Origin of the sequence: Micromonospora sp. C97, assembly GCF_018070385.1 — a bacterium.
GTDB classification, from domain to species: domain Bacteria; phylum Actinomycetota; class Actinomycetes; order Mycobacteriales; family Micromonosporaceae; genus Micromonospora; species Micromonospora parva.
The window spans coordinates 48,803-59,848 of record NZ_JAGPXU010000035.1; the positions used below are offsets into that span (position 1 = coordinate 48,803).

Genomic DNA, 11,046 nt, shown 5'->3' on the forward strand with positions numbered 1-11,046 from the left:
CGCCGTCAGCGCAGCCGGCGGATGTCGCCGTACGCGCGGTAGTAGCCACCGCGGCTGGACTCCCGCACCTCGGTCACCAGGTAGCGGGCGCCCGGCTCGCGGATCCCCTTGGGGAACTGCACGGACCAGTCGCGCCGGTAACCGTCGGACAGCACCTGAACCCGCAGCCGCCCCCGATCGTCCAGGCACTGCACCACGACGCCCGCGCCCGCGTCGCTGGTCACCTCGACCATCGTCGGTTGCACCGGCTGGGGCGCCTGACGGGGGGCCTTGATGTCGCGCACCTGCGGCACGTCCCCGGCCTGCGCCGCGCGGATCGCCGGCTCGCTCGCGTCGATGCAGGCCAGGTGCCCACCGGTGGTGACGACGTAGAGCCGGTCGTCGTGGTACTGCATGGAGTACGCCGAGCCGCAGCCGGTGCCGAGCTTCCACAGCCGGGTGCCCGCCGAGTCGAAGCAGTAGATCGAGGACTGGCTGTCACCGGCGAAGACGTACCGGCCGCCCTCGGCGGTGGCGCAGGAGAAGACCGGGGCGTCGCAGCGGTAGGTGCGCTCGTGCCGACCCGACTTGGACAGCCGCACCACCTCGCGGGTGCCCGTCCCGGCGAACACACTGCCCTGCTCCTGCCAGCCGAAGAGCACCGAGCCGGTTCTGGTGTGCCACAGCTCCCCGCCGGTACGCCACTCGTAGCCGGTCACGCCCTGCGAATGGCCGTGGTAGATGGCGTTGTCGTCGCAGCGCACCATCCAGGCCGAACGCCCCCGCCCGGGGCGTCGCCACAGGAACTCGTCCTCGTGGTCGACGGCGGTGATCCCGCCGTCGGCGTCGGAGACGCCGAGGACGCCGTCGTGGATGTCGAGCCAGTAGATGTCGATCTCCGGGGCGATCGCGTACGCCACCCGGGGCACCTTGCCGGACAGGTCGTAGACGTTGCCGTCGTCGCAGCCGGCGTAGATCCAGGCGTCGTCGGCGACGATGCACTTCACCCCGTCGGGCAGGCGGACCTGGCCGCGCACCTGGGCGTCGTGGTCGAGCGTGGTGATGACGCCGTGCTCGTTGCCGACCATGCAGTGCTGCCCGTCGACGAAGATGCCGAAGGCGGGAGCACCGGAGTCGTAGCGCCAGAGCACCGGGGCGGTGTGGGCGGTGGAGCGGGTGCTCACGATCTGCCGCCGTGACACGGTGCGCTTCTGACGGACGCCGGGGACGGCCGGCGCGTAGCCCTTGCGGATCTTCTCCCCGATCTTCTTCGCCGCGGCGGCCCGGGCCCGGGCGTTGTCCGGATAGGCGCTCGCCTTGACCTGCCCCTGGTCGCCGATCCGGCCGTAGCGCACCGTCAGCGTGGCGTTGTCGACGATGACCTCGTAGAACTTGTGCGCACCGTCCACTTCGGACAGTTCGAGGTAGGTCGTCTCCTGGGACATGGGGGGCCTCCGAGGGTCAGCGAGCGGCCAGATCCGGCCGGCGCGGCGACAGTGACCACACGTTAACGGCGACCTCCGACAGAATCGGCGTGCGGAAATCGCAGCGCGTCGTCGCGGAGGACGGCGTGCGCGCCGACGGTCTGGTTGACGATCTGCGTCACCCGTACGTCGACAGCGATGCTGGCCAGCGCCACCGCGTCCGCGCGGCTGAGGCCGTGCAGCCGCTGCATCAGTGTCAGCATCGACTCCAGGGCGGTGAAGGTGGCGTCGTCGAGGGAGGCACCGACGCCCAGGGTCAGCCACGCGTCGGGGGTGCGGGCCACCGGACCGGTGACCGGGAAGTCGTCGCGTACGTCGAAGGTCAACGTCACCTCGTCCATCGGGCACTCGATCGCGGTGCCGCCGACCTCGCCGTCACCCTGTGCGGCGTGACCGTCCCCGACGGAGAACAGCGCGTCGTCCACCGGGATCGGCAGCAGCAGGGTGCTGCCGGCGGTGAGGTCCCGGCAGTCCAGATTGCCGCCGTAGGGGCGCGGCGGGATCGTCGAGTGTCGTCCCGGCTCGGCGGGTGGCATGCCGAGCACTCCCATGAAGGGCCGCAGCGCGACCGAGTGGCCATGCTGGTTGCGGCCGGTCATCGTCTCCGGGTCCAGCGTCCAGGCGTGCACCACAGGTTGTTCCTGCACGCCGTAGCGCTGGTTGAACACGCTCGGCCAGCCGCCGGCCACCGTGGTTCCCCAGGTGGCCGGGGTGATCGCGTCGATGCGTACCGCGAGGGTCTGGCCGGCGCGCGCACCGCGGACCGCGACCGGACCGATCAGGGCGTGTCCGTGGTCGGGCCGGTGCTGCGCGACCCGGGGGCGGTCCCGGTTCGGCCCGCCGGGGTACGGGCCGGCGGACCACCAGCAGTCCAGCGTGCGGTAGGTGACGGTGTCGCCGGGGTCGATGGTGAGCACCGGCGGGAGATCGGGGGAGAAGTGGCCGTGCAGGCTGTCATCCCCGGGGATGAGGGTGTGTCGCATCAGTGCAGGCTAGTGGCGGCTGGTCCGCGCGCCGGGCCGCCAGGTGCGCGGTGGGTGCCGGGCGCACCCACCGCGCACGTCTCAACCTGGGCGATGTCAACCCGAGGTGCAGGAGCGGATCTGTGGGCGGGCGCTGCTGTTGCCGTTGGTCATCGTGGTGAAGCCGAAGGTGTTGCCGCTGCCGTTGGACCGCATCGTCATGACGGTGCCGCTGCTGTCCCAGGTGGCGGTGCCGTTCCAGACGGTGGAGATCCGTTGGGGTGAGGTGATGGCCACGACGACGGTCCACGTGTTGGCGCCGCTGACAGTGACCGACGTGTTGTACCGGTCGCCCCAGACGTTCGTGGTCGCGGCGGTCGCGGTGCAGGTGCCGCCGGCGGGCGGCGGGGTGGTGGTGGGCGGCGGCGTGGTGCCGTCCGGCGCGACGGCGCGGCCGGTGGACGGCGAGATCATGCCGGGGCACAGGTTGCGGCTGGTCAGGTTGGCCATGATCTGGGGGATCGCGTCGCGGGTGTTCTGGATCCCGTCGTGCATCAGGATGACCTGACCGGCCTGGAGCCGGCTCGCGTTGGCCACGATCTGGCTGACGCTGGCGCCGTTCCAGTCCTGGGAGTCCACGTCCCAGATCACCTGACGCATGCCCAGTGACGACGCGACGGACTGCAGGGTGGAGTTGGTCTCGCCGTAGGGCGGCCGGAACAGAACCGGTCGGCTGCCGGTCGCCGACTGGATCGCCGAGCTGGTCTGGGACAGGTCCGACTGCATCTGCGCCTGGGGCATCGAGGTCATGTGGGCGTGGTTCCAGCTGTGGTTGGCGACCCACATGCCGGCGGACACCTGGGCCTGCGCGGCCGACCGGTTGTTCTGGACGTTCTGCCCGACGTTGAACATCGTGGCCCGTACGCCGTTGGCGCGCAGCACGTTCAGCAGCGCGCTGGTGCTGCCGGTCGGACCGTCGTCGAAGGTGAGGCCGACGTAGCCGTTGCAGGTGGCGGCGCTCGACGGGGTCGAGGTGGCCGCGAGGACGACACCGCACATGGCGACCGCGGTGGCGAGGACGGCGAGCGCCGCGCGCAACCGCCGGGACCACAGCGCCGTGCGGGGGAAGAGCCTGCTCATCTGGTGCCCCTTCGCGCAGACCCGGACACGCCCTGGATGCGGGCAGCACAGTCCGGACAGGTGTGGATGGGTGGGTAGCTGGAGCCGATACCACAGCGAAGCCGATCGCATTGACCTCAGTGGATCGGAGTATTACAGCGAGAATTCCAACACGTCAACAAGTTCCGGAAAATCACCGGAACAACTCAGGCGCGCATCCGGGTGTTGGCCAGGCATGTCGTGATCGGGTCCGAGTTCTCGCGGCATCCCGGTCTCGCGGGTCGACGCGGTCAGGGGCGCTGTGCTCCGGAAAGTGCCTGGAAGTACCGGTCGTCGGTCGCCGGGCCCGCCCTCACCCGGTCATCACCGGAATAGTAAAGGTTGTGAACAGAAGATGTTACAGTCATCCCGGTCGATGTCCGCCCGGATTTCGGCCAGTGAGGTCCCAGGAAGGAGTGATCACATGACAAGACTGCGCGCGCTGGTCGCGCTGGTGGCACTGATCGTCGCCGGTGGACTGGTTGCGGTCATCCCAGCCACCGCCGCGTCGGCAGCGGCCTGCTCGGCATCGTGGCAGGCCTCGGCCGTCTACTGGGGAGACGCACAGGTCTCTCACAACGGCCGCAACTACCGGGCGAAGTGGTGGACCCAGAACGAGGCCCCGCCGGGTACGACAGGCGTCTGGGAGGACCTCGGAGCGTGCGGCGGAGGCACCACGCCACCCACCGGGGGGACCTGCAGCTACCCGAACTGGACGGCCGGAACCTGGTACGCCGCCGGGGCGATCGTGCGGTACACCAACGGTCTCTACTACATCGCCGAGCACGACAATCCCGGGTACGACCCGATCGTCAGCACCTGGTACTGGGAGCCCTACACCTGCGGCGGCCAGCCCCCGACCACCCCGCCGCCCACCAACCCGGGCGGCTTCGTGGTGACCGAGGCCCAGTTCAACCAGATGTTCCCGGGCCGCAACTCGTTCTACACGTACTCCGGACTCGTCGCCGCGCTCAGCGCCTACCCGGCGTTCGCGCGCACCGGCAGTGCCACCGTCCAGCGGCAGGAGGCCGCCGCCTTCCTGGCCAACGTGTACCACGAGACCGGCGGGTTGGTGCACATCGTCGAGCAGAACACCGCCAACTACCCGCACTACTGCGATCCCGGCCAGTCGTACGGCTGCCCCGCCGGGCAGGCCGCCTACTACGGGCGAGGGCCGATCCAGCTCAGTTGGAACTTCAACTACAACGCCGCCGGTAACGCCCTCAACCTGCCGCTGTTGACCAACCCGTGGCTGGTGCAGACCGACGCCGCGGTGGCCTGGAAGACCGGTATCTGGTACTGGATGACCCAGAACGGGCCGGGCACCATGACCGCCCACAACGCGATGGTCAACGGCGCCGGGTTCGGGCAGACGATCCGCAGCATCAACGGCTCGATCGAGTGCAACAACGGAAACCCCGCCCAGGTGCAGAGCCGTGTCACCAGGTACCAGCAGTTCGTCGGCATCCTCGGCGTGCCCGCCGGAGCCAACCTCTACTGCTGATTCGTGCCCGGGCCTCGGCGTACGTCCTCGGACGGCGTCGAGGCCCGGCACGTCGGCCGCCGGGCCCGGTGCGGGCGGTGGCCGTTTCGACCCGGTCAACCCGTTGACACGGCCGTGTTGCGCCCGGAACTATCAGCGGCAGTCCACTGCCCCGATCTTGTTGCTCACGAACTCTGATGACAACGATGTCAGGGCCTGACCCCCATTCGCTCCACACTGCCCAGACGTTCGACGTACTCGACCCCGTTCGAGTCGAAAGGCCCCGTCCCTCATGTCGCACAGACCACTTGCGAGCCCCCGCTCGCCCCGCCTGATCGCGGCGACGACAGCCGCCCTGCTACCGCTGGGCCTGCTCGTCGCCGCGCCCCTGGCCAACGCCGCGACCCCGGCAACGCCGGGCGACTTCGCGTCCTCGTTCGAGTCCGCCGACCCCAAGCCCGCCACCGGCACCGTCGAGGTCGGCGCGAACGGACAGCCGATCCAGGGCAACCTGAGCGGCAACGTCTCCACGCTGCCCGGCAGCCAGCTCGGCCAGGTCACCGCCGTGACCGCGAGCGATGAGCACCTGCCGAGGGAGATCGCCGCTAACCTCACCGACGAGGAGCCGTCGACCAAGTGGCTCACCTTCGCGAAGACCGGTTGGGTGACCTACCAGCTCGCCAAGCCGACGACGGTGGTCCGCTACTCGCTGACCGCCGCCAACGACGCACCAGGGCGAGACCCCAGGGACTTCGTCATCCAGGGGTCGAACGACGGCAGCACCTGGACCGACCTGGACAAGCGCACCGGCGAGAAGTTCCGCGGGCGCTTCGCGACGAACAAGTACAGCTTCACCAACACGACCGCGTACGGCTTCTACCGGCTGAACGTCACCGCCAACTCCGGTGACACGCTCGTGCAGCTCGGCGACTGGAACATCAGCGACGGCTCGGATGTCCGCCCGCCGACCACGCCCATGGTCAGCGTGGTCAGCGCCGGTCCGTACGACGGGTACACCACGAAGCCGGACGCCGGTTTCACCGGGCTCGCCGCGCTGCGCTACGCCGGCGGCGCCCTGGCCGGTGGCCGCTCGTACGGGACCAACAAGCTCTTCGACGTGAACATCCCGGTCGGGCCGAAGACCCGCCTGTCGTACAAGATCTTCCCTGAGTTCACCGATGGGGACGGTCAGTACCCGTCCACCTACGCCGCGCTCGACCTGCACTTCACCGACGGCAGCTACCTGAGTGGGCGCTCACCCGTCGACCAGCACGGCAACCTGCTCACCGGCCCCGGTCAGGCTGCCTCGAAGGCACTCTTCGCCGACCAGTGGAACCTGGTGCAGACCGACCTCGGCACCATCGCGCGCGGCAAGACGATCGACCGCATCCTGCTCGCGTACGACCACCCCAAGGCCACCGGGGAGACCCGCTTCCAGGGCTGGCTCGACGATGTCGAGGTGGAGGCCAACCCGGCGTCCATCGACGGCTCGAAGCTGACCAACTACGTCGACACCCGACGGGGCACCAACTCGACGAGCGGTTTCTCGCGCGGCAACAACCTGCCGATCACCGCGGTGCCGAACGGCTTCAACTTCTTCACCCCGGTGACCGACGCGGACTCCGACTCCTGGGAGTACGAGTACCACCGGATCAACAACGCGGCCAATCTGCCGATGCTGCAGGGCCTCGCGATCTCCCACGAGCCGAGCCCATGGATGGGTGACCGCAACCAGATGTCGGTCATGCCGGTCGCCGGCGACCGGTCACTCACCGGTGATCCCGCCAGCCGCGCCCTCGCCTTCAGCCACGACGACGAGACCGCGCAGCCGGACCTCTACCGGGTGAAGCTGGAGAACGGCCTGATCGCCGAGGTGTCGCCCACCGACCACGCCGGGATCATGCGGTTCACCTTCCCCGCCGGGCAGGCGACCGGAAGCCTCGTCTTCCACAACGGCACCTTCACCATCGGCACGGACGGCACGTTCACCGGCTGGGTGGACAACGCCAGCGGCCTGTCGGCCGGTCAGACCCGGATGTTCGTCTCCGGCGCGTTCGACCGGGCGCCGACGGCGAGCGCCGCGACGTCCGCCACCTTCGACGTCACCAGGAGCCGGGAGGTGACGATGCGTCTCGCGACGTCGTTCCTCTCCGTCGACCAGGCGCGCAGGAACCTCGACTTGGAGGTCACCGGCAAGAGCTTCGACCAGATCCACGCCGCCGCCACCGCCGCCTGGAAGGACCGGCTGGGCCGCGTCGAGGTGCGGGGCGCCACCGAGGCGCAGCTGGTCTCGATGTACTCGAACCTGTACCGGCTGAACCTCTACCCGAACTCGCAGTCGGAGAACACCGGCACCGCCGCCGCGCCGCGCTGGCAGTACGCGAGCCCGGTATCGGCCCCGACCGGCACGTCGACAGCCACCCACACCGGCGCGAAGATCGTCGACGGCCAGATCTACGTCAACAACGGTTTCTGGGACACCTACCGCACCGTGTGGCCCGCCTACTCGCTGCTCTACCCGGACATCGCCGCCAAGATCTCCGACGGGTTCGTCCAGCACTACCGCGACGGCGGCTGGATCGCCCGCTGGTCCTCGCCCGGTTACTCCGACCTGATGACCGGCACCAGCGCCAACGTGGCCCTGGCCCAGGCGTACCTCACCGGGGTCAAGCTGCCCGACCCGCTCGCCGCGTACGACGCCGCCGTCAAGGACGCGACCGTCGCGTCCGGGCGTCCCGAGGTCGGCCGTAAGGGCATCGAGAACTCCCTGTTCCTCGGCTACACGCCGACCTCCACCGCGGAGTCGGTGTCGTGGGCGCTGGAGGGCTACATCAACGATTACGGCATCGGCAACATGGGTGCGGCCCTGGCCAAGGACCCGGCCACGCCGAAGTCGGAGCGCGCCCGGCTCAAGGAGGAGTCGCGCTACTTCCTGGAGCGTGCCCGCAACTACGTTCACCTGTTCGACTCCAAGACGAAGCTCTTCCAGGGCCGTGACGCCGCTGGCACCTTCCGTGCCGACGACCCACTGGACTGGGGTGGCGTCTACACCGAGACGAACGGGTGGAACTTCGCCTTCACCGCGCAGCAGGACGGTCAGGGTCTGGCCAACCTGCTCGGCGGGCAGAAGGCGTTGCGCGACAAGCTCGACACCTACTTCTCCACCCCGGAGAACGCCGACCGCCCCGGCGGTTACGGCGGCATCATCCACGAGATGGTGGAGGCCCGGGCGGTACGGATGGGGCAGCTCGGCATGAGCAACCAGCCGTCGCACCACATCCCGTACATGTACAACTTCGCCGGCGCGCCGTCGAAGACCCAGGAGGCGGTCCGGGAGATCCTGCGCCGTCTCTACGTCGGCAGCGAGATCGGCCAGGGCTACCTGGGCGACGAGGACAACGGCGAGATGTCGTCCTGGTACATCCTCAGCTCGCTGGGCATCTACCCGCTGCAGGCCGGGTCGTCCGAGTGGACCATCGGCTCTCCGCAGTTCACCAGAATGACAGTGCACCGCAGCAGCGGCGACATCGTCGTCAACGCCCCGAACAACAGCGTCGCGAACGTGTACGTGCAGGACGTCAAGGTCAACGGCAAGAAGCAGCGCGGCCTCTCCCTGGACGTGTCCGCGTTCGCCAAGGGCGGCACCATCGACTTCCAGATGGGCCCCAAGCCGTCGTCGTGGGGCAGCGGCAAGAACGACGCGCCGCCATCGCTGACCAAGGGTGGCGAGGCGCCGAAGCCGTTGCAGGACGTCACCGGCCCCGGTCTCGGCACCGCGACCGCCACCGGCGGTCAGGACGCGTCGAAGCTCTTCGACGACTCGTCCACCTCGCAGCTGACCTTCACCTCGGCGACCCCCCAGATCACCTGGGCGTTCCGCGGTGGCAGGCAGAAGCCGACGTCCTACACGGTCACCTCCGGGGCCGGCGCGGGCGACCCGGCGGACTGGCGCCTGCAGGGCTCCAACGACGGCCTCACCTGGACCACTGTGGACTCCCGCACGGACCAGGTGTTCCCGTGGCGCAACCAGACCCGCCCGTACTCGATCGACAAGCCGGGACGGTTCGCGCAGTTCCGCCTTGCCGTGACGAAGACCGTCGGTGCCGCGCAGACCAACCTCGCCGAGGTGGAGCTGCTCGCCGGGGGTGACCTCGACCTCGCGGGCGGCGACATCACCGTCACGGCCACCCAGGGCGTGCACGCGACCGCCGGCGTGCCCGTCTCGGTGCCGCTGGCCACCGTCACCGGCGGTGACGCCAACGGCTACCAGGCCACCATCGACTGGGGTGACGGCACGCCGGCCACCGCCGGCACCGTGACGGTGAACTCGCGGGCCGTCTACCGCATCGATGGGTCGCACACCTACAGCACGCCGGGCTACCACCAGGCGAACGTCACGGTGACCGACGGCGAGAGCCAGAGCTCCGCGACGGTCGGCGTCGAGGTGGCGTACGTCCCGCCCTCCGGTCTCACCGCCGCGTTCGACAACCTCTGCATCGGTGACGAAGGGGTCCTCGCGGCGGACTGTGACGCCAAGTCGTGGGCGTACTCGCGGGCCGCCCTGGTGGCCGGCGGTGTGACCCAGGGCCAGCCGCAGCAGGTCCCCGGAACCGCACTGCGGTTCACAGTGCCGGTGATCCCGGCCGGGCGGCCGGACAACGCCACCGGTAACGGGGCGACTGTCGTGCTCGACCTTCCGCAGGACGCGAAGAGCATCTCGTTCATCGGCGCCGGCACGCAGGGCAACCAGAGCACCACCGGCATGGCGACGTTCAGCGACGGCAGCACGGCCAGCGTTCCGATCCAGTTCAGCGACTGGACGCTGGGCGGCAACGCCAACGGCACCCCGTCCTACGGCAACATCATCGTCGCCCGGACGGCGTACCGCCTGCAGGGCACCAGCCGGGACGGCGCCCAGCCGTTCCTGTTCGCCACCGCGCCGTACCAGATTCCGGCGGGCAAGACGTTGGTGTCGGTGACCCTGCCGACGCAGACCGGCGACCCTCGCTCGGCGGGTCGGATCCACGTGTTCGCCGTGGCCAACGACGGCACGCCCGCCCCGGCGCTGGCGACCGTCGCCGGGAAGGACCAGACGGCGAGCGCCGGTCAGGCCCTCGCGGCGAACCTCGGCACGGTGACCGGCGGTGTTCCCGGTACGACGGGCTACCGGGCTCGCGTCCAGTGGGGTGACGGCACCGTTCCGCAGGACGTGACGATCGGCGCGTCCGGCGCGATGAGCGGCACGCACACCTACGCCCGGGAGGGCACCTACACGGTGCGCGTCACCGCGTGGGACACCCTGTCGAGCAGCACCGGGTCCTTCACTGTGACAGTGGCCCGGGGCGGGTCGCAGCCGGCGATCGCGCTCTCCGCGTCCGGCACCGTGAGCACCGGTGGCGCGATCACCGTCGAGGGCAGCGGCTTCGCCGCCGGCGAGCAGGTGACCGTCAGTGTCGGCACCGACCCGGGTCGGACCACGAAGGTCGCGGCCTCCGCGACCGGAAAGGTTCGCGCCTCGGTGCCGACCTCCGGTGACGCCGAGCCCGGCCGGTACGCCGTCACCGCGACGGGCGCGTCCTCGCGTACGCCGGCCACGGCCACCGTCCAGGTGACCGAGCGGGCGCAGGCGCGGACCTACCGGCCGAGGGTGGCGCTCCTGACCACCTCCGGGCCGCGCGGCACGTCGATCATGGTCGACGGTTCCGGGTTCGCTCCGAACGAGACGGTCACCATCACCCTCGGCGACGGGCTCGCGGTCAGCACCGTGCGCGCGAACGGTGACGGCGTCATCTCCGGCGCGACGGTCAGCGTCGCGGGTGCGGCGAAGGCGGGCGCGACCAGCGTCACGCTGAACGGCGCCACGTCGGCGACGAAGGTGTCCCGACCGTTCACCGTCACCGGCTAGCACCGAGCCGGAGACAGCGCAGCAAAGTGGGGCGGGGGGAGAGAGCGGGCCGCCCCCGCGCCCTGTCCGCGGCGG

At 70.0% G+C, this 11,046-nt stretch carries 5 protein-coding genes; 2 read left to right on the forward strand and 3 right to left on the reverse strand.

The window, feature by feature from the left end; translation table 11 throughout:
* Window positions 1-5: 5 nt before the first annotated feature.
* The 3 genes from KBX26_RS29355 to KBX26_RS29365 form a co-directional block, all read right to left on the reverse strand.
* Window positions 6-1,424 carry a WGR domain-containing protein gene (locus KBX26_RS29355; protein WP_210866877.1) on the reverse strand — a complete coding sequence of 473 codons (1,419 nt, stop codon included), beginning with the start codon at window positions 1,422-1,424 and terminating at the stop codon, window positions 6-8.
* A 62-nt stretch (window positions 1,425-1,486) separates the two neighbouring features.
* Window positions 1,487-2,446: an acetamidase/formamidase family protein gene (locus KBX26_RS29360; protein ID WP_210866878.1), complete on the reverse strand. Its 960-nt coding sequence runs from the start codon at window positions 2,444-2,446 to the stop codon at window positions 1,487-1,489.
* 96 nt (window positions 2,447-2,542) lie between these two features.
* A complete protein-coding gene (locus KBX26_RS29365; RefSeq protein ID WP_210866879.1) occupies window positions 2,543-3,565 on the reverse strand; it encodes a polysaccharide deacetylase family protein in 1,023 nt (340 codons plus the stop codon).
* Between the two features lie 442 nt (window positions 3,566-4,007).
* On the opposite strand from KBX26_RS29365, the gene KBX26_RS29370 reads away from it, so the two are divergent.
* Both KBX26_RS29370 and KBX26_RS29375 read left to right on the forward strand, forming a co-directional pair.
* A complete protein-coding gene (locus tag KBX26_RS29370) occupies window positions 4,008-5,087 on the forward strand; it encodes a glycoside hydrolase family 19 protein (protein WP_210860349.1) in 1,080 nt (359 codons plus the stop codon).
* 271 nt (window positions 5,088-5,358) lie between these two features.
* Window positions 5,359-10,971, forward strand: coding sequence for a GH92 family glycosyl hydrolase (locus KBX26_RS29375; protein ID WP_210866880.1), 5,613 nt, complete (start codon window positions 5,359-5,361; stop codon window positions 10,969-10,971).
* The last annotated feature ends 75 nt before the right edge of the window (window positions 10,972-11,046 follow it).